This is a genomic window from Pseudomonas sp. FW305-3-2-15-C-LB1 (assembly GCF_058787615.1).
In genome coordinates, this window is sequence record NZ_JBYSZX010000016.1 from 51,760 (window position 1) to 74,933 (window position 23,174).

The 23,174-nt window shown below is 62.1% G+C and carries 16 protein-coding genes; 5 read left to right on the forward strand and 11 right to left on the reverse strand.

Features of this window, described 5'->3' with window-relative positions:
* Positions 1–10 precede the first annotated feature (10 nt).
* The 10 genes from purH to AC3WP7_RS24620 form a co-directional block, all read right to left on the reverse strand.
* Complete coding sequence (gene purH / locus AC3WP7_RS24575) at positions 11–1,618, reverse strand: bifunctional phosphoribosylaminoimidazolecarboxamide formyltransferase/IMP cyclohydrolase (protein ID WP_092249942.1); 1,608 nt, start codon at positions 1,616–1,618, stop codon at positions 11–13.
* Between the two features lie 81 nt (positions 1,619–1,699).
* Positions 1,700–2,020, reverse strand: coding sequence for a DNA-binding transcriptional regulator Fis (gene fis, locus AC3WP7_RS24580; protein WP_002555375.1), 321 nt, complete (start codon positions 2,018–2,020; stop codon positions 1,700–1,702).
* The gene (dusB, locus tag AC3WP7_RS24585; protein ID WP_092249945.1) at positions 2,017–3,030 is read right to left on the reverse strand and encodes a tRNA dihydrouridine synthase DusB; all 1,014 of its coding nucleotides are present in this window, start codon (positions 3,028–3,030) and stop codon (positions 2,017–2,019) included. Before dusB ends, fis begins: the two co-directional genes overlap by 4 nt.
* 185 nt (positions 3,031–3,215) lie before the next feature.
* Positions 3,216–4,418 (reverse strand): DUF3426 domain-containing protein, encoded by a 1,203-nt coding sequence (locus tag AC3WP7_RS24590; protein ID WP_102591566.1) that lies wholly within the window; start codon positions 4,416–4,418, stop codon positions 3,216–3,218.
* A 30-nt stretch (positions 4,419–4,448) separates the two neighbouring features.
* Positions 4,449–5,327: a 50S ribosomal protein L11 methyltransferase gene (gene prmA, locus AC3WP7_RS24595; RefSeq protein ID WP_071491599.1), complete on the reverse strand. Its 879-nt coding sequence runs from the start codon at positions 5,325–5,327 to the stop codon at positions 4,449–4,451.
* Positions 5,328–5,561: 234 nt separating this feature from the next.
* Entirely contained in the window at positions 5,562–6,923 is a 1,362-nt protein-coding gene (gene accC, locus AC3WP7_RS24600) for an acetyl-CoA carboxylase biotin carboxylase subunit (protein ID WP_010213490.1), read from the reverse strand.
* A gap of 17 nt (positions 6,924–6,940) precedes the next feature.
* On the reverse strand, positions 6,941–7,405 hold the full coding sequence (gene accB, locus AC3WP7_RS24605) for an acetyl-CoA carboxylase biotin carboxyl carrier protein (RefSeq protein ID WP_010213489.1): 465 nt from the start codon (positions 7,403–7,405) through the stop codon (positions 6,941–6,943).
* 24 nt (positions 7,406–7,429) lie between these two features.
* Positions 7,430–7,885, reverse strand: a complete 456-nt coding sequence (aroQ, locus tag AC3WP7_RS24610) for a type II 3-dehydroquinate dehydratase (RefSeq protein WP_010213488.1) — start codon at positions 7,883–7,885, stop codon at positions 7,430–7,432.
* A 296-nt stretch (positions 7,886–8,181) separates the two neighbouring features.
* On the reverse strand, positions 8,182–10,143 hold the full coding sequence (locus AC3WP7_RS24615) for a methyl-accepting chemotaxis protein (protein WP_102591567.1): 1,962 nt from the start codon (positions 10,141–10,143) through the stop codon (positions 8,182–8,184).
* A 53-nt stretch (positions 10,144–10,196) separates the two neighbouring features.
* A complete protein-coding gene (locus tag AC3WP7_RS24620; RefSeq protein WP_102591568.1) occupies positions 10,197–11,867 on the reverse strand; it encodes a response regulator in 1,671 nt (556 codons plus the stop codon).
* A gap of 388 nt (positions 11,868–12,255) precedes the next feature.
* Here AC3WP7_RS24620 and AC3WP7_RS24625 point away from each other — a divergent pair, with 388 nt between their 5' ends.
* From AC3WP7_RS24625 to speA, 4 genes are all read left to right on the forward strand, one after another.
* On the forward strand, positions 12,256–13,233 hold the full coding sequence (locus AC3WP7_RS24625) for a DUF2333 family protein (RefSeq protein ID WP_371322043.1): 978 nt from the start codon (positions 12,256–12,258) through the stop codon (positions 13,231–13,233).
* Positions 13,234–13,235: 2 nt separating this feature from the next.
* Entirely contained in the window at positions 13,236–13,772 is a 537-nt protein-coding gene (locus AC3WP7_RS24630) for an NUDIX hydrolase (RefSeq protein WP_093128483.1), read from the forward strand.
* A gap of 173 nt (positions 13,773–13,945) precedes the next feature.
* A complete protein-coding gene (locus tag AC3WP7_RS24635; protein ID WP_017849660.1) occupies positions 13,946–14,317 on the forward strand; it encodes a translation initiation factor Sui1 in 372 nt (123 codons plus the stop codon).
* A 143-nt stretch (positions 14,318–14,460) separates the two neighbouring features.
* Positions 14,461–16,374 carry an arginine decarboxylase gene (gene speA / locus AC3WP7_RS24640; RefSeq protein WP_071491593.1) on the forward strand — a complete coding sequence of 638 codons (1,914 nt, stop codon included), beginning with the start codon at positions 14,461–14,463 and terminating at the stop codon, positions 16,372–16,374.
* Between the two features lie 207 nt (positions 16,375–16,581).
* On the opposite strand, the gene AC3WP7_RS24645 is transcribed toward speA, so the two are convergent.
* A complete protein-coding gene (locus AC3WP7_RS24645) occupies positions 16,582–17,949 on the reverse strand; it encodes an MATE family efflux transporter (RefSeq protein ID WP_102591569.1) in 1,368 nt (455 codons plus the stop codon).
* Positions 17,950–18,247: 298 nt separating this feature from the next.
* On the opposite strand from AC3WP7_RS24645, the gene AC3WP7_RS24650 reads away from it, so the two are divergent.
* Positions 18,248–23,146 (forward strand): alpha-2-macroglobulin family protein, encoded by a 4,899-nt coding sequence (locus AC3WP7_RS24650; RefSeq protein ID WP_102593276.1) that lies wholly within the window; start codon positions 18,248–18,250, stop codon positions 23,144–23,146.
* Positions 23,147–23,174 lie beyond the last annotated feature (28 nt).

The window sequence follows — 23,174 nt, forward strand, 5'->3', positions numbered from 1 at the left end:
TCGAGTTGAATCAGTGACGGAAGTGACGCATGCCGGTGAAGACCATGGCGATGCCAGCTTCATCCGCGGCGGCGATCACTTCGGCATCACGCATCGAACCACCCGGTTGGATCACGGCGGTTACACCGGCTTTCGCGGCGTTGTCCAGGCCGTCACGGAACGGGAAGAACGCATCGGAAGCCATCACCGACCCCACCACCTGCAAACCGGCGTGCTCGGCCTTGATCGCGGCGATACGCGCCGAGTTCACACGGCTCATCTGGCCGGCGCCGACCCCGATGGTCTGGCGGTTCTTGGCGTAGACGATGGCGTTGGATTTAACGTACTTGGCCACCTTCCAGGCGAAGATCAGGTCGTTGATCTCCTGCTCGGTCGGGGCGCGCTTGGTCACGACTTTCAGGTCTTCGCTGCCGATCATGCCGATGTCGCGGCTCTGTACCAGCAAGCCACCGTTGACGCGCTTGTAGTCCCAGGCCGCTGCACGCTCGGCCGACCACTCGCCGCAGGCCAGCAGGCGCACATTGGCCTTGGCGGCAACGATGGCGCGGGCTTCTTCGCTGACGCTTGGGGCGATGATCACTTCAACGAACTGACGCTCGACGATCGCCTTGGCGGTCTCGGCATCCAGTTCGCGGTTGAACGCAATGATGCCGCCGAAGGCCGATTCGGTATCGGTGGCGTAGGCCAGTTCGTACGCCTGGCGGATACCGCCTTCAGCATCCGGGCTCACGGCCACGCCGCATGGGTTGGCGTGCTTGACGATCACACAGGCCGGCTTGACGAAGCTCTTCACGCATTCCAGCGCGGCGTCGGTGTCGGCCACGTTGTTGTAGGACAGCTCCTTGCCTTGCAACTGGGTCGCCGTGGCAATGCCCACTTCGGCAGGCTTGGCTTCCACGTAGAACGCCGCGCTCTGGTGCGGGTTCTCGCCGTAGCGCATTTCCTGGGCCTTGATGAACTGGCTGTTGAAGGTGCGCGGGAACTGGCTGCGGCCTTCGGTGCTGAGGGTTTCAGCGGCCTGGTTCACGGTGCCCATGTAGTTGGCGATCATGCCGTCGTAGGCGGCGGTGTGTTCGAACGCCTTGAGCATCAGGTCGAAACGCTGGGCGTAGGTCAGGCCACCGGCTTTCAGGCTTTCCAATACGTTGGCGTAATCACTGGCGTTGACCACGATGGCCACGTCTTTGTGGTTCTTGGCCGCCGAACGCACCATGGTCGGGCCGCCGATATCGATGTTTTCGATGGCGGTCGGCAGGTCGCAGCCTGGCTTGTTGATGGTGGCTTCGAATGGGTAGAGGTTGACGGCCACCAGGTCGATCGGCTTGATGCCGTGCTCGGCCATGATCGCGTCGTCGGTGCCACGACGGCCGAGGATACCGCCGTGGATTTTCGGGTGCAGGGTCTTGACCCGACCGTCCATCATTTCTGCGAAGCCGGTGTAGTCCGCCACTTCCACTGCGGCCACGCCATTGTCCCGCAGCAGTTTGAAGGTCCCGCCCGTGGAGAGGATTTCCACGCCCAGGGCTTCCAGCTCCCGGGCAAATTCGAGGATCCCGGTCTTGTCGGAGACACTGATCAAGGCGCGGCGGATCGGCAGGCGGGTAGTCTGGTCGGTCATTTCAATTTCCATCAAAAGCAAAGGAGTCAGCAAAAAAGGCGACCGGTTTTACGCGGGCGCCTTTCTGGTTTGATTGAATGCTTACAGCAAATCGTATTGCTTGAGCTTTTTGCGCAAGGTGCCACGGTTGAGGCCCAGCAGCTCACTGGCTTTGGTCTGGTTGCCCTTGACGTAGTTCATCACGCTTTCGAGCAAGGGCGCCTCGACTTCGGAGAGCACCAGGTTGTACACGTCCGTGACGGAAGCGCCCTCAAGGTGGGCGAAATAATTGTGCAGCGCCTTCTCGACACTCCCGCGAAGGGTCTGGCCTTCTTCGCTCGGCGTGTTGAGGTGCTGTTTCAAATTGACGTTGTCGCTCACGGGTGTTGTTCCACTCACTAAAGTCTCGGTCATCATCGTCATGCGGCCACCCCCTCTCCGTCCCCTGTCCCCAGGCTCTTTTCACGCTCGCTGAAGTACTCTCGAACGGTGGCGACCTGTGCTTGCGTATCATCCAAACGATTGAAGTGGGCGCGAAACTCCCTGGCGCCCGGCAGGGTTGCGAGATACCAGCCGACATGCTTGCGAGCAATGCGTACTCCCATCACGTCCCCATAGAAGGCGTGCAGGGCGGCCAGATGCTCTAGCAGAATACGTTCCACTTCGATCAGCCCCGGTGCCGGCAACACTTCGCCGGTACGCAGAAAATGATCGATCTCACGAAAAATCCACGGACGCCCCTGGGCGGCCCGGCCAATCAACAAGCCATCGGCACCAGTTGCGTGCAGCACGCGCCTTGCCTTCTCGGCGGAGTCGATGTCGCCATTGGCGAATACCGGCATCGATACCGCCTGCTTGATCGCAGCAATGGTGTCGTACTCGGCTTCACCGGTGTAAAGGTCGGCGCGGGTACGGCCATGCACCGCCAGCGCTGTAATGCCTGCCTGTTCAGCGATCTTCGCCACTGTCAGGCCGTTCTTGTTGTCCCGGTCCCAACCGGTACGGATCTTCAGGGTAACCGGCACATCCACTGCGGCGACAACGGCCTGCAGGATCTCGGCCACCAACTGCTCATCTTTCAACAGGGCCGAACCGGCGGCCTTGTTACAGACCTTCTTGGCCGGGCAGCCCATGTTGATGTCGATGATCTGCGCCCCCAACTCCACGTTGGCACGGGCCGCATCCGCCAGCATCTGTGCATCTCCACCGGCGATCTGTACCGAGCGGGGCTCGGGATCACCTTCGTGGATCATGCGCATCCGCGATTTGCGGGTGTTCCACAAGCTCATGTCGCTGGTGACCATTTCCGAGACTACTAGACCCGCGCCCAAACGCTTGCACAGCTGACGAAAGGGCTGGTCGGTGACGCCCGCCATCGGGGCGAGGATCAAGCCGTTCTGCAATGTGTATGGGCCGATGCGTACCGCCGACATAGGACTTCCCTGTTGTGGGGCCGGATCATTAGAGTTCGAAAAAGGGTTGGCATGATACCCGCTCTCGATGACTGGATAAAGGCTGAATTGGATAAAATCTGAACAGTTATTTCTTTATCGCCAGCGGTTTGGTTACGCAGGGGAAAGTCAATAACCTGCCGTCAAACCTCAACGCGTGAACCGATTCACTCGGGCGAGTGGAAGCTCAGGCTGTAATTCACGGCTTTGTTGCCCGGATCGAGGATATCCAGGGAGATATGGATCGGGGTTTGCGATGGCATTTCGCTAACGCCGGCCAGCTCACCGCTGAGGTATTCGGCGGGTTTGAAGCGACGGCTGGCAATCAGGTTGCCGTTCAGGTCGGCAAAACGCAGCTCCAGCAGCGGGAAGGGCTGGGAGAAGGTGGCGCGGTTGTAGATGATCGCGTCCACCACCAGCGCCCCGGCGAAATCCGGGTGGCTGCGCACTACCAGGTTACTGCTCTTGATATGGGCAATATCGACCCGCGATGGCACGGTGCAACCCAGGGTGGGGCACAGTTGCTGGAACCACGGGCGATAGGCGTCCTGGCGGGCCAGGTCGTCGAATTGGTAGGCGATGTATTGGCCTGCGAGGCCGGCGGCGGCGATCAGCACCAGCAGCAGCCAGACCAGGCGACGGCCCAGGCCTGTCGGGCGTTTTTGTGCGTAGAGGTGCAGCGGATCGTCTTCCAGGTCCTGCAGCAGGTCGTCATGGGCGCTGGTTTCAGCGCGTGGGCGCTTGCGGCGGGGGGGCAGGCGATCGTCGGGTTCGGCCGCTTTGGTCAGCGGTGTAAACGGTGGGTCGATGTCGTCATCGTCTGGTGTTGAACGCAGGGGGGGCTCATCGTCGCGATCGTCGGTGTGGAACGACATGGATGGTTCGGTGCGCTGCCTGGTCGCAGGTTCTGGCTGGTCTTCGGTGACGTGGAGGCGCTCTTCAGGCGGCTCGCTGAACAGGCTTGCCGCCCATTTTTCTTCTTCGGCCTTGACCGTGTCGCGGCTGGCGCTGAAGGACTCATCCTTTTGGCGGCGGTCGGTGCCGGGCTGGCGACGATCTGCGCCAACAGGCTGCGTGTGCTGAATCTCGCGGCGTTCCAGCTTGGCCAGTTCTTCATCCAGGTCCAGGTTGTCCAGGTCCAGCTCTTCGGCGCTCCACTGTTTCTGGCTGATCGCGCGCGGCGCCTCGGGAGTCGACTCAGGCTGCGGTGTCGGCGCCTGGGCGCGTTGCTCCAGCAGCTGGCGAGCCGCATTGAACACTTGCAGGCACGAGCCGCAGCGCACCACGCCACGGGCCACGCTCAATTGAGCGTGGTTGACGCGAAAGCGCGATTGGCAATGCGGGCACTGGGTGACGAAACTGTCGGTCATGCGGCCATCCGATTCAGGCAAGCGCTCATTCTAGCGCCGACGACCGCTGATGCGTACCCAGCCATCGCGGTTGGCGATCGGGTCCAGCTCGAAATCCTTGGCGTAGGCAGCGGCGACGTCTTCGCCCTGCTCGGCCAGGATGCCCGACAGCGCCAGGCGGCCGCCCGGCTTGACCAGGCTCGACAACTGCGGCGCCAACGACACCAGCGGGCCGGCGAGGATGTTGGCCACCAGCACGTCGGCCTGTACCTGGGGCAATTGCTCCGGCAGGTAGAGTGGGAATTTGCCTTCAGGAATGTTGTTGCGCCCGGCGTTATCGCGAGAGGCTTCCAGGGCTTGCACGTCGATGTCGGTGCCCACGGCTTCCTTGGCGCCGAGCAACAGGGCGGCAATCGCCAGGATCCCCGAGCCGCAGCCGAAGTCCAGCACGTGGCTGTCGGTCAGGTCCTGGCCGTCCAGCCATTCCAGGCACAGCGCGGTGGTCGGGTGGGTGCCGGTGCCGAACGCCAGGCCCGGATCCAGCAGCAGGTTGACGGCGTCGGGCTCGGGCGCGGCATGCCAGCTCGGTACAATCCACAGGCGCTGACCAAAACGCATCGGCTGGAAGTTGTCCATCCAGCTGCGTTCCCAGTCCTGGTCTTCGATGACTTCGCTGTGGTGCTCTGGCAGCGGGCCGCCGGTGAGCAGCTCCATATGGGCCAGGACGCTGGCGGCATCGGTGCCGTCTTCGAACAGGGCCAGCAAATGGGTGTGGGACCACAGCGGCGTGGTGTTGAGTTCGGGTTCGAAGATCGGCTGGTCTTCGGCGTCCATGAACGTTACGGAGACAGCGCCTACTTCGAGGAAAGCGTCTTCATAGGTTTCGGCTTGTTCTGGGCTGATGGCGAGACGGACTTGCAGCCAAGGCATGGCGGGCACCTTTGAAAAAATGAGTGTGCAGCGCGGTGGGGCTGCGAAAGGGCGCAAGTTTACGCGAGCAGCGGTCAGAAGACGACTGTGCTGGCGATTTGCAGTATTCAAAATATACACAGGACAACTGTGGGAGGGGGCAAGCTCTTTGCCACATTGGACCCTGTACATCCAGGAAATCCGGGGCCCGTAAACAACAAAGCCGCCCGGAGGCGGCTGTGTCGTTTGGCGCACTTACTGGTTGGCCAGCTTGTGTTCCAGGTAGTGGATGTTCACACCACCTTCGCAGAAGCCTTCATCACGGACCAGGTCCCGATGCAGCGGGATGTTGGTCTTGATGCCGTCGACCACGATTTCGTCCAGGGCGTTGCGCATACGGGCCATGGCCTCGTCGCGGGTAGCGCCCCAGGTGATCAGCTTGCCGATCAGCGAGTCGTAGTTGGACGGCACCTTGTAGCCGCTGTACAGGTGCGAATCCACACGTACGCCGTTGCCGCCGGGCGCGTGGAAATGCTTGACCAGGCCAGGGCTTGGGATAAAGGTTTTCGGGTCTTCGGCGTTGATGCGGCACTCCAGGGAGTGGCCGTGCATCTTCACGTCGTCCTGGGTGAAGGACAGCGGGTTGCCGGCGGCGATGCTGAGCATCTCCTTGACGATGTCGATACCGGTGACCATCTCCGACACCGGATGCTCTACCTGCACACGAGTGTTCATCTCGATGAAGTAGAAACGACCGTTCTCGTACAGGAACTCGAAAGTACCCGCGCCACGGTAGTTGATGTCGATGCACGCCTTGACGCAACGAGCCAGTACTTCCTGGCGCGCTTTTTCATCCAGACCCGGTGCTGGCGCTTCTTCCAGGACCTTCTGGTGACGACGTTGCAGCGAGCAGTCGCGGTCGCCCAGGTGGATGGCGTGGCCTTGGCCGTCGGACAGTACTTGCACTTCCACGTGACGTGGGTTGGTCAGGTACTTCTCCAGGTAGACCATCGGGTTGCCGAACCAGGCGCCCGCTTCGGAGCGAGTCTGCTTGGCAGCTTCGATCAGGTCTTCTTCCTTGTGCACCACGCGCATGCCGCGACCACCACCGCCACCGGCGGCCTTGATGATCACCGGGTAGCCGACTTCGCGACCAATGCGCAGCGCGGTTTCCTCGTCTTCCGGCAGCGGGCCGTCGGAGCCTGGAACGGTTGGCACGCCGGCCGCGATCATGGCGTCCTTGGCCGACACCTTGTCACCCATCAGGCGAATGGTTTCGGCTTTCGGGCCGATGAAGGCAAACCCGGATTTTTCCACCTGTTCGGCGAAATCGGCGTTTTCCGCGAGGAAGCCGTAGCCAGGGTGGATGCCATCAGCGCCGGTCACTTCCGCGGCCGCGATGATGTTCGAGACTTTCAAGTACGAGTTCGTGGCCAGTGGCGGGCCGATGCAGATGCTTTCGTCCGCCAGTTTCACGTGCATCAATTCGGTATCGGCCGTCGAGTAAACAGCGACGGTCTTGATGCCCTCTTCCTTACAGGCGCGCAGGATACGCAGCGCGATCTCGCCGCGGTTGGCGATCAGGACTTTTTGCAGTTTCTTCGCAGGTTTCAACATCGAAGGCGCTCCGCGGTTCAAACGATGGTGAACAGCGGCTGGTCGTACTCAACCGGCTGACCGTTTTCTACCAGGATGGATTCGATGACGCCGGCTTTTTCAGCGGTGATGTGGTTCATCATCTTCATCGCTTCAACGATGCAGATGGTGTCGCCCACTTTCACGGTAGCGCCGACTTCAACGAAGGCTGGCGAAGTCGGTGCCGGGGTGCGGTAGAACGTACCGACCATTGGCGACTTGACCACGAAGCCGTTCAGCGCCGGAGCGGCTGGGGCGGCAGGTGCAGCGGCGGCAGCAGGCGCGGCGGCCGGAGCAGCAGCGGCCGGAGCCGGCGCTTGCATCTGTGGTGCATAGAACTGCTGGGCCGGGGTCTTGCTGTGGCGGCTGATCCGTACGGACTCTTCGCCTTCCTTGATTTCCAGCTCGTCGATACCGGATTCTTCCAGCAGTTCGATCAGTTTCTTAACTTTACGGATATCCATGAATCATCAACTCCCAAGGGTCGGTCAGGGGCGCTTGGCCGGTTGTTCAAGTTGTTCCAGGGCGGCCTCCAGGGCCAGTCGGTAACCGCTGGCGCCAAGGCCGCAGATCACACCTACCGCTACATCGGAGAAGTAGGAGTGATGGCGGAAAGCTTCGCGTTTGTGCACGTTCGACAAATGCACTTCGATGAATGGGATGCTCACCGCCAGCAGCGCGTCACGTAATGCAACACTTGTATGCGTAAAAGCGGCGGGATTGATCAGGATGAAATCCACGCCTTCGCCGCGCGCGGCATGGATGCGATCAATCAATTCGTACTCGGCATTGCTTTGCAGGTAGAGCAGATGGTGGCCGGCTTCACGCGCCCTGCGTTCGAGATCAAGGTTGATCTGGTCCAGGGTGACTGCCCCGTAGACGCCCGGTTCACGGGTGCCGAGCAGGTTCAGGTTGGGTCCGTGAAGAACCAGTAAGGTCGCCATCGGCTGTTCCTTGTTATTGATGTGGGTACGGCAGAACCCGGCGACTATGCCGCAAAGCCTTTGTGACTGTCCAGTTCTATGCAGTAGGCGGCACGATTAGCGAGGATAGCGCGAAATTTGTGACTGTGGCCGGTGATCCGGTCATGGGTAATACGCTCCTGAATGCCATGAAGGTCAAATGTGGGAGGGGGCTTGCCCCCGATAGCGCTGGGTCAGTTACAGACACTGAGGCTGACACACTGCAATCGGGGGCAAGCCCCCTCCCACATTTGATCTCTATAAGGTTGAAGATCGTGTCAGACGCGGAAGGCTTGAACGGCAGTGTTGAGCTGCCCACCTAGCACCAGCAAGTGCTCACCCTGGCTGCGGCCCTGGCCGATTCGCAGCAAGTTGTCCTCACCCAACTGATGAATCCGCTCACTGTTGTCGCGAATCTCGCTGACGGCGCCACTCTGCTGCGCGGTCACATCGGCGATGCGCACGGCGGTGTCGGAAATGGTCTGGATCGCCTCGACAATCTCATCCAGCGCACCGTCCGCCGCCTGGGCTTGCTGGGCGGTGGCTTCGGCGTGTTCGACCTGGGCCCGCATGCCTTGCACCGATTGGTGGGCGGCGCTTTGCAGCCCGGCGATCAAGGTCTGGATTTCTGCGGTGGCGCCAGCGGTGCGTTGGGCCAGCGAGCGCACCTCGTCGGCCACCACGGCAAAACCGCGTCCGGCCTCACCGGCACGGGCGGCCTCGATGGCAGCGTTGAGGGCCAGCAGGTTGGTCTGGTCGGCAATCGAGCGGATCACCGTGAGCACGCCGCCGATGGTGGCGGATTCCTCAGCCAGTTTTTCGATCATCTGCGCGTTTTGCTGCACTTCGCCCACCAGGGCACGCAGGCCGGTCAGGCTCAGGCCGATCACGCGCTGGCCTTGTTCCACGGCCTGGCCGGCACTGCGACTGGCGCCGGCAGCCTGGCTGGCATCACCGGCGACTTGCTGGATCGTCGCCTCCAGTTCACCCAATGAATCTCGGATTTGCGCAGTATCACCGGCCTGGCGTTCGGCGCCGTCGTGCAGGCCGCTGCTCAGTTCGGCGAGGGTACGGCTGCTGCTGGCAACTTCCTCGGCGTTGCCGCGAATGGTGCCGACCAAGTCCACCAGGTAGGTGCGCAGGCGGTTCAGAGACGCTTCGATATCGTGCAGTTCGCGATTGGTCTTGCCCAGGGCAATCGGCTGGCTGAAGTCACCCTCGGCCCAAGTCGACAGGGCCGGCGCCAGATTGGTCAGCACCCGCGCCAGCTTGCGTTGCAAGGTGTCGATCAGCAGCGCGATCAACAGGATCAGGCCAATCATCACCCCTTGCATCAGGCGCACTTCACCCTGGATTTGGCCATGTTGCGCGCGCACCACCGGTTCCAGTGCGGCGATGGCTTGCTGAACGGAGTTGATTTTCTGGTGGGTCTTGGCGGCCAGTTCGGTGCGTTGCTGGATCTGGTCGCGGGTGCGCTTGAGTTCGGCGGGGTAGCGGGTCAGCAGGCTATTGAGTTCACGCTTGAGGTCGACGCCGGTGTCCTGGGCTTCGGTTTTTTCGCTGTTCTGCAGCCCCATCAGCGCGGAAAAGTCATCGGCGCTGGATTCGGCGCTGGCCTTGACACCGAGCAACGGCAGTTGCTCCAACAGGTCGGCCTGGCTGCGGATAGCGCCGACTTCGCGTTCCACATCGTCGGCCAGTTCCGCACGCCCGCTGCTCACCAGTTTGTCGCGGGCCAGGGATAACTTGCCCAGGTGCTGGGAGGCGGCCAGCAACGGCGGCAGATAGCGCGCGGCTTCGGGAGAGTTCACGCCGATGGCGTACTGGCTCAGTTGCTCCAGGTTCGCGCCCAATTCACGTTCTGCCTGTAGCAGCAAGGCTTGCGGGTCGCCTGCCAGCTTACCGGCCGCCAGCAACTCAGTCTTGCTGAACGCATCCAGGTCCACCAGGCTCGGGCGCAGGTTCTGCGCAAGGTCCGCAGGCAACTCGTCCAGATGCTGCAACAGGCTCTCCAGGCTCTGGCCCGCGCTGCTCAAGCGCAGGGCGTCGCCGCTGGCCAGGTAATCGTCGATATTGCGTGCGGCTTCATTCTGGAACGTCTGCGACAGGCCCAGGTAGCGTTCCATCAGCAAATAGGGTCGCTCCAGCGCCCGTTGCGACCACCACAACGTCGCCCCCAGCGCCAGGCACACGGCCACCAGAAGAAGGGTATTGAGATTGGTCAGCAGCTTCAGGCGCATGCGGGGTTTCAACCGACAGCAAAAGATAAGTGCCTGAAGTTATTGCGTTTCCATTACAGCGTTATGACGGATTCAGTGGATTCCGGTGAAAAGATGGCACTTTGCTTTGATGCGCGTGCGGGTTGTACGCGATTGCGTCCCGCGTCCTTGGCGCGGTACAGCGCCTCGTCGGCCTGGGCGGCCATCATCAGGCTGTCGGAGCCGTCGCGCAGCTCCACCACCCCGGCGCTGAAGGTGCACCACAAATCCTGGGGTTGGGCCGGGTAATGGATTTCGGCAAAGCGCCCACGGATTTCATCCAATACTTTGCAGGCGGCTTCCAAATCGGTGTCAGGCATCACAATGGCGAATTCTTCACCGCCGTAGCGCCCGATGTAGTCGGTCTTGCGCAGGCGCTGCTTGAGAAACAGCGCCAGGCTCTTGATCACGCGGTCGCCCATGGGGTGGCCGTGGCTGTCGTTGACCCGCTTGAAGTGGTCGATGTCGAGCATGGCGAAGCTCAGCGGCTTGTTCTCGCGGCGTGCGCGGAAGCTGCAGTCTTCGAGCAGTTGCAGGATATGGGTGTGGTTGTACAGGCCGGTCAGGCTGTCGCGCACCATCCGCGCCTTGAGGTTGCGCGCCCGCGCCGCACGGTTGCGCACGGTGGTGATCAGGTGGCGCGGCTTGATCGGCTTGGTGAGGAAGTCATCGCCGCCTTCGCTCATGGCGTCCAGTTGCTTGTCCAGGTCGTCTTCGGCCGACAGGTAAATGATCGGCACGCTGACGTAACGGTCGTTATGGCGGATGACCTTGGCCAGTTCGGTGCCGGTACAGGCGGGCATATACATGTCGAGGATGATCAGGTCGGGCTGGAAGTCCGCCAGCTCGGCCATTGCCTGGATCGGCTCGATCAAGGTGCGGGTGACGATACCGGCGCTGTTGAGCAGCCGTTCGGTGTGCAGCGCCTGGGCCCGCGAGTCGTCGATGATCAGCACTTTATACGGCTCGTACTGGGCGACGCAGGTCAGCACTTCGATCTTTTCCAGCAAGCTGGAGGCTTCCAGCGTACCGGTGAGGAATTCCTGGCCTCCGGCGCGCACGGCGGCGAGGCGGGTCGGGGTGTCGGTTTCGTGCAGGCTGAAAAACAGCAGTGGCAGCTTCTGCTCCAGGCCTTCCTGGGCCTCGGCGGCGAGCTTGAGGCCCAGGCCGGCACCGCAGAAGTCCACGTCCATCACAATCGCCGACGGCAGGCGCTCGGCCATCGACGCGCGAAACGCCGCGACACTGTCCAGGGACTGGGCGCTCATGCCAAAGAACTCCAACTGCTTGGCCAGGCGCTCGGCACGGTCGTGATCAGCCAGCATCACGTAGATCGGCTTGCGCATCGGCGGCAGGAAGGTTTGCTCAAGCTGGTCGCCCTGGCGCAGCCCGGTGCGGGACAGGCGTTGCATCAGGCGGTTGAGTTCGGTGATCAGTTGGCTGCTCAGGCGCCCGCGGTTTTCGTCCACGGCCTTGAGGGATTCGCCGATGTGCTGCGCCAACTGGCTGTGTTCCGGCTGTTCGAAGCGTTCGGCAAAGCGCAGCAGGCGCAGATTGGCCTCGCTGAGTTCGGAAAGGTCGGTGCCGGACCACTCGCTGCGTTGCAGGCGCTGCCAGATCTCAAGAATTTGACGTGCCTGATGAATTACCCGCTGGGCAAAATGCTGCTTTAGGCGCTCACGGCTGGGGTCTTCTGGCTCGGTCATATCCTGACTACTAGTGAGGGTGCATGCTGAGGTCGACTGATGGCTCTATGCTAGCACCTCTTTCCCGTGGGATGAGTGTCATACGTCAATAAACTGTACGTGCGGAGTATTCAGTTGCTGACCCGCTGGTCGCGCGGCGTAAAAAGCGTGCATTCTTTATAGTCGAACACCCTCTGTGCGCCAGTTTGGCGAAAAGCCCCGCACGGGCGGGCACGATGGGGTAGGGTTGTGGTCGGAGTGTTTGAACGCACGCCATCAATTCAAGTGCATGAACTCAAGTGATTGAAAGGATATCGCCATGCTGGACTGGAAAAACCGTGCAGGCAGCGCCAAAGGCCCCGCCCCTGAGCCCAAGTCGGCCAACCGCAGCTATTTTCGTACCCTGCTGATGAGCCGTGCCGTGCTCAGTGTGCTCGGCCTGTACCTGTTGGTCACAGGCGCCTTGGGCTGGTACTGGAGCGAAGAGCCGGCGCTGTTCCCGGTCCAGCAGAACGCGCAGATTGCCGCCGAAAAAGACGGCAAGCAGATGGTGGTGGGCTTTACCACCGTCGAAACCCTCAAGACGGTGGTTGGCACCTTGCTGAACAAGCCGGGTGGCTACATTTCCAACGACCGCTTCCCGCCAGGCCTGTGGATGGACAACATGCCGAGCTGGGAATACGGCGTGCTGGTGCAGGTGCGCGACCTGACCCGCGCCCTGCGTAAGGATTTCGCCCGCTCGCAGTCGCAGTCGGCCGAAGACGCCGACTTGGCCAAGGCCGAGCCGCGCTTCAACTTCGATAACAAGAGCTGGGTGCTGCCATCCAGCGAGTCCGAATACCAGGAAGGCATCAACTCCCTGAGCCGCTATGAAGCGCGCCTGTCCGACCCGAACCAGAAAGGCGCGTTGTTCTATGCGCGGGCCGACAACCTGAACAACTGGCTGGGCGATGTCGCCACCCGCCTGGGCTCGCTGTCGCAACGCCTGTCGGCCAGTGTGGGCCGCGTGAAGCTGAACACTGCGCTGAAAACCGAAGCGCTGGCGCCGGGTGAAGTGCCGCAGGTCGATGAAGAAGTGGTGGAAACTCCATGGATGCAGATCGACAACGTGTTCTACGAAGCCCGTGGCCAGGCCTGGGCCTTGTCCCACCTGTTGCGCGCCATCGAAGTGGACTTTGCCGACGTATTGGCCAAGAAAAACGCCACCGTCAGCGTGCGCCAGATCATTCGTGAGCTGGAAGCCTCGCAGGAACCGGTGTGGAGTCCTATGATTCTTAATGGCAGTGGCTTCGGCGTACTGGCGAACCATTCGCTGGTGATGGCCAATTACATTTCCCGGGCAAACGCTGCAGTGATCGACTTGCGTCAGCTCCTCAACCAGGGTTGATGATGGACGCTACTCAAAAGGAGGCCGCCCACCGTGCGGCTTCCGACGCTGAACTGATCTGCTGGGTCGATGAGCATGACAACCTGCTCGGCGACCTTGTCAGGTCGGACCTGCGCCAGCGCGGCCTGATCGGCCGTTGCACCTTTATCTTTCTTTTCAATAGCGCCGGTGAGTTGTGTGTGCATCGGCGCACCTTGAGCAAAGCCCTGTATCCCGGTTACTGGGACACGGCGGCAGGCGGGATGGTGGCGGCGGGTGAGTCCTATGCCGCGTCGGCAGCCCGTGAGCTGGAAGAAGAGCTTGGGGTCAGTGGGGTGGCGTTGGTCGAACATGACCACTTCTACTTCGAAGATGGCGATAGCCGGCTCTGGTGCAAATCCTACTCAGCCGTGTGGGACGGGCCGCTGCGTCTGCAGCCGGAAGAGGTCATGGAAGCGCGCTTTTTACCTATCGACACCGTCCTGCAGGAGGCTGAGCAAAAGCCGTACTGCCCGGACGCCCAGGAAGGCTTGCGCCGCTATCTGGCCTCACGTCGCTAAAGTTGCATAAATTGGCGCCATTTGGCTCTTAGCAAGTCGGCTTTTTGTGGTTACACTGCGCGACTTTTCACCCGAACCGCCTTGGCGGCTCGGTAGCGCTGCCCCTGCCTGAGTGGGGCTTCGCGGTCGGTCAGTCTGATCGATCAGTCTTCATCCTCCCAAGAGGATTGCCGGTGGCCAAAAAAGCCGCATCCTTCGCCGCCCTTGGTGGCCTGGTATTTTCCACCGACGCAGGTCGACACTGCCCGGACTGTCGTCAGCCCGTGGACGCTTGCACCTGCAAACAGACCCTGATTCCCGAAGGCGACGGCATTGCCCGCGTGCGACGCGAGAGCAAAGGCCGTGGCGGCAAGACGGTGACCACCATCACCGGCGTGCCGCTGGCCGAAGACGCGCTGAAGGAGCTCGCCACCACGCTGAAAAAGCGCTGTGGCACCGGTGGCGCGTTGAAAGACGGCGTTATCGAGATTCAGGGCGATCACGTCGAGTTGCTGTTGGCCGAGCTGATCAAGCTCGGGTACAAGGCCAAGAAGTCCGGCGGCTGAAAGCCTCTTCCCGACCTGTGTCTAAACTCTGTCCTGCGCGCGGGGTCCTACCTTGCACGCAGGCAAATCGTCATTTTCATTCTTTAGACTGCGCCAGCCTCAACCAGAGGCGGCGCTTTCGCCTTCATTTATAGGGGACTTCGATGTCCGTACGACGCACACGCAAAGACGATGGCAGCCAATGGACAGTTGCGGACAGCCGCAGTGTTTACGGGATCCGCCATTGGGGGGCCGGGTATTTCGCGATCAATGAAGCCGGTCGCGTTGAAGTTCGTCCGAACGGCCCGAACAGCACGCCCGTCGACCTGTACGAGCAAGTCGACGAGCTGCGCAAGAGCGGCCTGTCGTTGCCGTTGCTGGTGCGCTTCCCCGACATCCTGCAAGACCGTGTACGCCAACTGACCGGTGCTTTCGATTCGAACATCGAACGCCTGGAATACCAGAGCAAGTACACCGCGTTGTACCCGATCAAGGTGAACCAGCAGGAGGCGGTGATCGAGAACATCATCGCCACCCAGAACGTGTCCATCGGCCTGGAAGCCGGCTCCAAGCCCGAGCTGCTGGCCGTGCTGGCCCTGGCTCCCAAGGGCGGCACCATCGTCTGCAACGGTTACAAGGACCGCGAATTCATCCGCCTCGCGCTGATGGGCCAGAAGCTCGGCCACAACGTGTTCATCGTGATCGAGAAAGAATCCGAAGTTGAGCTGGTGATCGAAGAAGCCGCCAGCCTCAAGGTCAAGCCACAGGTTGGCCTGCGTGTGCGTTTGTCTTCCCTGGCGTCGAGCAAGTGGGCGGACACCGGTGGCGAGAAATCCAAATTCGGTCTGTCGGCGGCGCAACTGCTGTCCGTGGTCGAGCGCTTCCGTGCGGCCGGCCTGGACCAGGGCATCCGCCTGTTGCACTTCCATATGGGCTCGCAGATCGCCAACCTGGCCGACTACCAGCACGGTTTCAAGGAAGCCATCCGTTACTACGGCGAGCTGCGCAACCTCGGCCTGCCGGTGGACCACATCGACGTGGGCGGCGGCCTGGGCGTTGACTACGACGGCACGCACTCGCGTAACGCCAGTTCGATCAACTACGACATGGATGACTATGCCGGCGTGGTCGTGGGCATGCTCAAGGAATTCTGCGACGCGCAGAGCCTGCCGCACCCGAATATCTTCTCCGAAAGCGGCCGTTCCCTGACCGCCCACCACGCCATGCTGGTGGTGCAGGTCACCGACGTCGAGAAACACAACGACGAAATCCCGACCATCGAAAACAAGGAAGCCCTGCCGGAAACCGTGCAATGGCTGGTGGACCTGCTCGGTCCGACCGACATCGAGATGGTCACCGAAACCTACTGGCGCGCCACCCACTACATGAGCGACGTGGCCACGCAGTACGCCGACGGCAAGCTGACCCTGGCCGAAAAAGCCCTGGCCGAGCAGTGCTACTTCGCCGTGTGCCGCCGCCTGCACAACTCGCTCAAGGCCCGCCAGCGCTCGCACCGCCAGGTGCTGGATGAGCTCAACGACAAATTGGCCGACAAGTACATCTGCAACTTCTCGGTGTTCCAGAGCCTGCCGGACACCTGGGCCATCGGCCAGGTATTGCCGATCCTGCCGCTGCACCGCCTTGACGAAGAGCCGCTGCGTCGCGCCGTACTGCAAGACCTGACCTGCGACTCCGACGGCAAGATCAAGCAGTACGTCGATGAGCAGAGCATCGAGACCAGCCTGCCGGTTCATGGCTTGAACGAAGGTGAGGACTACTTGCTGGGGATCTTCCTGGTAGGCGCTTACCAGGAAATTCTCGGCGACATGCACAACCTGTTCGGTGACACCGATTCGGTGAACATCTACCAGCGTGAAGACGGTTCGGTGTACAGCGCCGGTATCGAGACCCACGACACCATCGAAGACATGCTGCGCTATGTGCACTTGTCGCCGGAGGAGTTGATGACGCACTACCGTGACAAGTGTGCGAGCGCGAAGATCAGCGCCAGTGAGCGCACGCAGTTCCTGGATGCACTACGGTTAGGGCTGACGCGGTCGTCGTATCTTTCGTCGTAAGCTATGAGAGGGTAGGAGCGAGCACATTCGCCCCTACCCTGCTGTGGGGCTTGAGCGCCGAGTACGGGTCTTCATTTGAGCTATGTCACCTCGCCGGATGGGGCAGGTCAATCTACCCTGACGCATTGAGCGTACACACAGTTGCCTGGGTTATATCCAGCTCAATAGCTTGTCCCGGCGCCAGATTGCGTATCTGAGTTCGTTGCGTTACGGCCAATATGACCGCGGTGCCAAACGAGGGTCGAACCATCCATTCGCCCGATTGATTCGCCTGGCGATGACCCAAAGCAACAGACTGCGCACCGACATGAACACCAGGAAGGTAATCCACAGCCCGTGGTTGCCCAGGCCCTGCAATGCCCAGGCAACCGGTAGCACTGAAACCACGGTCAACAGCATCCCATTGCGCATTTCCCGCGCCCGTGTCGCACCAATAAACAAGCCGTCGAGCAAATAGCTCCACACCGCAATCAAGGGCAATACGGCCAGGTAGGGCAGGTAGATATCTGCCGTTTCGCGCACGCTGGGGATATCGGTTTGCATGGCGATAAACAGGTGGCCGCAGACCGTGAACAGCAGGGCAAAGCCGACGCTGGCAATCAGCGACCAACCGCCAGCGACGACCAGTGAACGTCGCATGGCCTGGCGGTCGTGGGCGCCGATGGCGTGGCCGCACAAGGCTTCCACCGCATGGGCCAAGCCGTCCAGCGCATGGGCTGTCAACAACAGGCCGTTGAGCAGCAGTGCATTGGCCGCCACGGTGGCATCGCCCAGGCGTGCACCTTGCACCGTGATCATGAAAAACACCGATTGCAGCGCAAGGCTGCGGATGAAGATGTCGCGGTTCACCGCCAGCAGCGGGCGCCAGCTTTCCCACTGTTTCAGCGCCGCCCAGGCGATATGGCCGGGGTAGGCGCGCAGGGCTTTTTGCGTCATCGCCAGGCCCAGCAAGGCGCCGGTCCATTCGGCAATCACGGACGCCCGCGCCGAACCGACCACCCCCCAATCCAGGCCCAGCACAAACCACAGGTTCAGCGCGATGTTGACCAGGTTGGTGGTCAGCAGGATCGCCAAGGGCGCGCGTGCGTTCTGCGTGCCGAGGAACCAGCCGACCAGTGCGTAGCTGGCAAGGGCGGCAGGCAGGCCGAACAGGCGCGTGTGGAAAAAGTCCTGGGTCAGTTGATTGAGTTCGGGGGAGGGTTGCATCCATTCCAATGCCAGATGGCTGAACGGAATGCCCACGCTGCCCAGCAGCATGGCCAACCCCAACGCCAGTAGCAGGCCCTGCAGGAGGATTTGTCGCAGCGCGGCCCCATCATTGCGCCCGGCAGCCTGTGCGGCAAAACCGGTTGAGCCCATGCGCAGGAAACCCATGGCCCAGGCCAGGAAGGTATACAGACTGGCGCCGACCGCCACCGCCCCCAGTTGATGGGCGTGGGGCAGGTGGCCGATGACCATGCTGTCGACCAGGGCCACGAGGGGCACCGAGATATTCGACAGGATCATCGGCGCGGCCAGGGCCCAGACGCGGCGGTGGGTAGGGCGGTGGCGCCAGTCGGTGAGTAGGGTGGGCATGGGGGCTCCTTGGGGGAGCGGCATTGTAACGGGCCCTTAATCTCACTGCAGAACCAATGTGGGAGGTGGCTTGCCCCCGATAGCGGTCTGTCAGCTGGAAATGTATCGGCTGACATACTGCCATCGGGGGCAAGCCCCCTCTCACATTTGGATCTCCAGCGTTTGTGGGATTTGGCTCCGTTCGCGTTCCTTCAAGAACCAAACCACCCTCCGTCGGTCAATGTGACCAGCACCACATCGGCCCCCTGCGGGCTGATATATAGTTCACCCCTCGGACCCCTCTCACAACGAGTGCCCCATGCTTAACAAAGGACTGTTCCTTGCTTGTGCGCTGGCCCTGCTGAGCGCCTGCGATTCCTCCGATAAACCGGCTGCCCCGACCGCTCCAGCAGCGGCGACGGTTGCACCCAAACCGGCCAAGGCGGCGGTGGACGTGGCGGCGCTGAAGCAGCGTTATGCCGGCCGTGAGTTGAGTGTGGTGGATGTGTCCGAAGTGCAGCTCGATGGGGCCAGCACCCTGTCCGTGAGCTTTTCCATTCCGCTGGATCCCGATCAGAAGTTCGCCGACAAACTCCACCTGGTGGACAGCAAGTCCGGCAAGGTCGATGGCGCCTGGGAAATCTCCGACAACCTCATGGAATTGCGCCTGCGTCACCTGGAGCCACAGCGCAAACTGGTGCTCACGGTGGATGCCGGGGTGAAGGCGGTCAACGGCAATACACTCGCCGCCGAGTACAGCGCCCGCCTGGAAACCCGCGACCTGCAAGCCACCGTCGGCTTCGCCAGCCGTGGCACCTTGCTGCCGACGCGTCTGGCTGAAGGGTTGCCGGTGATCGCGCTGAACGTCGACAAGATCGACGTCGAATTCTTCCGCATCAAGCCCGAATCCCTGCCGACTTTTCTCGCGCAGTGGGGGCGCAACACCAGCCTGCAGAGCTATGAGTCCCGCGAACTGCTGCCACTGGCCGACCTGGTCTACGGCGGCCGTTTCGACCTGAACCCGGCGCGCAACACCCGCGAAACCCTGTTGCTGCCGATCGCCGGCCTCAAGCAACTGCAGCAGCCGGGCGTGTACCTGGCGGTAATGCGTGCCTCCGGCACCTATAACTATTCCCAACCGGCCACGTTGTTCACCTTGAGCGATATCGGCCTGTCTGTGCACCGCTATGCCAATCGTCTGGATGTGTTCACCCAGGCGTTGGATGGCGGCAAGGCGCTGGACGGTGTCGACCTCGAGGTGCTCGACGCCGAGGGGCGTGTGGTCGGTCAGGGCAAGACCGAGAAGGGCGGCCACGCCGAGTTGCCGTTGCCGAAAAAGGCCCAGGTGTTGCTGGCCAAGCAGGGCGAGCAGACCAGCATGCTGCGCCTGGACAGTGCCGCATTGGACCTGGCCGAGTTCGATATCGGCGGGCAACCGTCCCACCCCTTGCAGTTTTTCGTCTTTGGCCCGCGTGACCTGTATCGCCCCGGCGAAACCGTGCTGCTCAACGCCCTGCTGCGCGACAAGGATGGCAATGCCGTCAAACCGCAACCGGTGAGCGTCGAAGTGCGTCGCCCGGATGAGCAGGTGAGCCGCAAATTCGTGTGGGATGCCGACGCCTCCGGTCTCTATCAATATCAACTGCAATTGGCTGGCGAAGCGCCAACCGGGCGCTGGCAGCTGGTGTTCGACCTGGGCGACGGCAAGCCGCAGCTGTATGAATTTCTCGTCGAAGACTTCCTGCCCGAGCGCCTGGCGCTGGAACTCAAGGGCAGCGATACCGCATTGAGCCCGGCGGATAACCCGGTGATTCAAGTCACCGGGCGCTATCTCTACGGTGCGCCGGCATCGGGCAACCGGGTCAGCGGGCAGGTTTATGTGCGGCCGTTGCGCGAAGCGGTCAAGTCGCTGCCGGGCTATCAGTTCGGCTCTGTCACCGAAGAAGAGCTGAGCCAGGATTTCGAACTGGACGAAAGCGTGCTCGATGCCAAGGGGCAGGAAGCACTGACCCTGGAAAGCAAGTGGGCCGAGGCCAAGTCGCCGCTGCAACTGATCGTGCAAGCCAGCCTGCACGAGTCGGGCGGGCGGCCGATCACTCGGCGCCTGGTACAGCCGATCTGGCCGGCCGAGCAACTGCCGGGCCTGCGCGGCTTGTTTGACGGCAAGGAAACCAATGGCGATGGCCCGGCGGAATTCGAAGTGCTGCTGGCCAACCAGGACGGGCAGAAGCTCGCCGCGCAGAACCTCAAGGTGCGCCTGGTGCGCGAGCGCCGTGACTACTACTGGAACTACTCCGAGAACGACGGCTGGAGCTACCACTTCAACGAGAAATTCCTCAACCTCGACGAGCAGACCCTGAACATCAAGGCCGGCGATACGGCCAAGGTCAGCTTCCAGGTGGAGTGGGGCCCTTACCGCGTCGAAGTGGAAGACCCGCAGACCGGCCTGGTCAGCAGCTTGCGCTTCTGGGCCGGCTACCAGGCCCAGGACAACACCGAAGGCGGCGCCGTACGCCCCGACCAGGTCAAGCTGGCGCTGGACAAACCGGCCTATGGCGACGGCGATACCGCCAACGTCACCGTCACCCCGCCCGCTGCCGGCAAAGGCTACCTGCTGGTGGAGTCCGCCGAAGGGCCGCTGTGGTGGCAGGAAATCGATGTACCGGCCGAGGGCAAAAGCTTCGCCGTGAAGCTCGACCCGAAGTGGTCGCGCCATGACCTGTACGTCAGTGCCCTGGTGATTCGCCCTGGCGAGCGCAAAGCCAACATCACGCCCAAACGTGCCGTGGGCCTGCTGCACCTGCCGTTGGATCGCACCCAGCGTAAACTCGGCGTGACCCTGGCCGCGCCGGAAAAAATGCGTCCCAAACAGCCGCTGACGGTGAAAGTCGCTGCGAAAAACGCCGATGGCAGCGTGCCGAAACAGGTGCACGTGCTGGTGGCAGCGGTGGACGTGGGCATCTTGAACATTACCGAATACCCGACGCCGGACCCTTACTCCAGCCTGTTCGGCCGCAAGGCTTATGGCGTGGACCAGTTCGACATCTACGGCCAGTTGATCGAAGCCGGGCAGGGGCGCTTGGCCAGCCTGGCATTCGGCGGTGACGCCGCGCTGGCCAAGGGCGGCAAGCGCCCGGACACCAGCGTGACCATCGTCGCCCTGCAAAGTGCGCCGGTGACCCTGAACGAGCAGGGCGAGGGCGAAGTCAGCGTCAATATCCCGGACTTCAACGGCGAACTGCGCCTGATGGCCCAGGCCTGGAGCGACGACCGCTACGGCATGGCCGAAGCCAAGACGGTGATCGCCGCGCCTTTGATTGCGGAGCTGTCGGCGCCGCGTTTCCTGGCCGGTGGTGACCAGACCACCTTGGCGCTGGACCTGTCCAACCTGTCGGGCAAGGCTCAGAAGCTGGATGTGCAACTGAGCGCCGAAGGGCAGTTGGAGTTGGTCAACGCTGGCGCGCAGACCGTCGAGTTGAAACAAGGCCAGCGCACCACCCTGCGCATCCCGGTGAAGGCCTGGGGTGGTTTGGGGCAGGGCAAGGTCAAGGTCACCGTGAACGGGCTGGACTTGCCGGGTGAAAACCTGCCGCCGTTCACTCGCGAATGGACATTGGGCGTGCGCCCGGCGTACCCGGCACTGCTCAAGCATTACCGCGCGGTGCTCAAGGATCAGCCGTGGAGCCTGCCGGCGGGCACGCTCGATCAGTTCGATTCATCGGGGCGCCAGGCACTGTTGAGCCTGTCGAGCCGGCCGCCGCTGAACCTGGGTGCTCAGATCAGCGCACTCAAGGCCTACCCCTATGGTTGCCTGGAACAGACCGCGAGCGGCCTGTACCCGTCGCTGTATGCCGACGATGCGCTGCTCAAGCGCCTGTCGATCAAGGGTGAGTCGGACAGTGAGCGTAAACGCAAGATCGAGTTGGGCATCGAGCGCCTGCTGGGCATGCAGCGCTACAACGGCAGCTTCGGGTTGTGGGGCGCCGATGGCGAAGAAGAATACTGGCTGACGGCCTACGTCACCGACTTCCTGCTGCGTGCCCGCGACCAGGGTTTTGCCGTGCCGCCTGAAGCGTTGAAGAAAGCCAGCGAGCGCCTGTTGCGCTACGTGCAGGAACGCAATCTGATCGACGTCGACTACAGCGATAACGCCGACCATACGCGCTTCGCCGTACAGGCCTACGCCGGCATGGTGCTGGCGCGCAGTCAGCAGGCGCCGTTGGGGGCGCTGCGCAGTATCTTCGATCGACGCAGCGATGCGCGCTCCGGTTTGCCGCTGGTGCAGTTGGCTATCGCGCTGCAGAAGATGGGCGACCAGCCGCGTGCGGACCAGGCCTTGCTCGCTGGGCTGGCGGCGCAGCGTAACGCCAACGAGTGGCTGGCCGACTACGGCAGCCCATTGCGCGACCAGGCAATGATCCTGGCCCTGCTGGAAGAGAACGACCTGGCCAAGGGCAAGCGTGAGGAGCGTTTGTTTACGCTGTCGGATCAACTGGCGGCCAGCCCGTATCTGTCGACCCAGGAGCGCAACTCGCTGTTCCTGGCGGGGCGCCTCGGGTTTGCCAGGCCGGATGCGAACTGGCAGGTGTCGCTCACTGGCAGTGGCGGCGTGCAGGAGTTGAACAATCAGCAATCGACGCTGGAGCTGGAAGGCAAGCTGCTGTCCAGCGATCTGACCTTGAGCAATCAGGGCGAGACGCCGGTGTACCAGCAATTGACGATCTCGGGTTATCCACAGGTGCCCCCGGCTGCCGGCGGCGACAACCTGAGCATCCGCCGCGAATACCTGGGCATGAACGGCCAGCCGCTGAACCTGCGCAACCTCAACAGCGGTGAGCTGGTCCTGGTGCACCTGGCGGTCAGCGCCAAGCAGCGTGTGCCGGATGCCCTGGTGGTAGATTTGCTGCCGGCCGGCCTGGAAGTGGAAAACCAGAACCTGGCGCAAAGCGCCGCCAGCCTGGAAAACGCCAGCAGCCAGGTGAAGGAATGGCGTGAGTCGATGCAGAACGCCTCGCTCAAGCATCAGGAGTTCCGTGACGACCGCTATGTGGCAGCGATCAACCTGGACGGTTCCGGTACCACGCACCTGCTGTACCTGGCGCGGGCGGTGACGCCGGGGACTTATCGTGTGCCGCCGCCGCAGGTGGAGTCGATGTACCGGCCGAACTGGCAGGCGGTGGGGGAGACGCCGACCGATCTGGTGATCAAGGGGCGTTAATGTAAAACGGGGCCTCAATGTGGGAGGG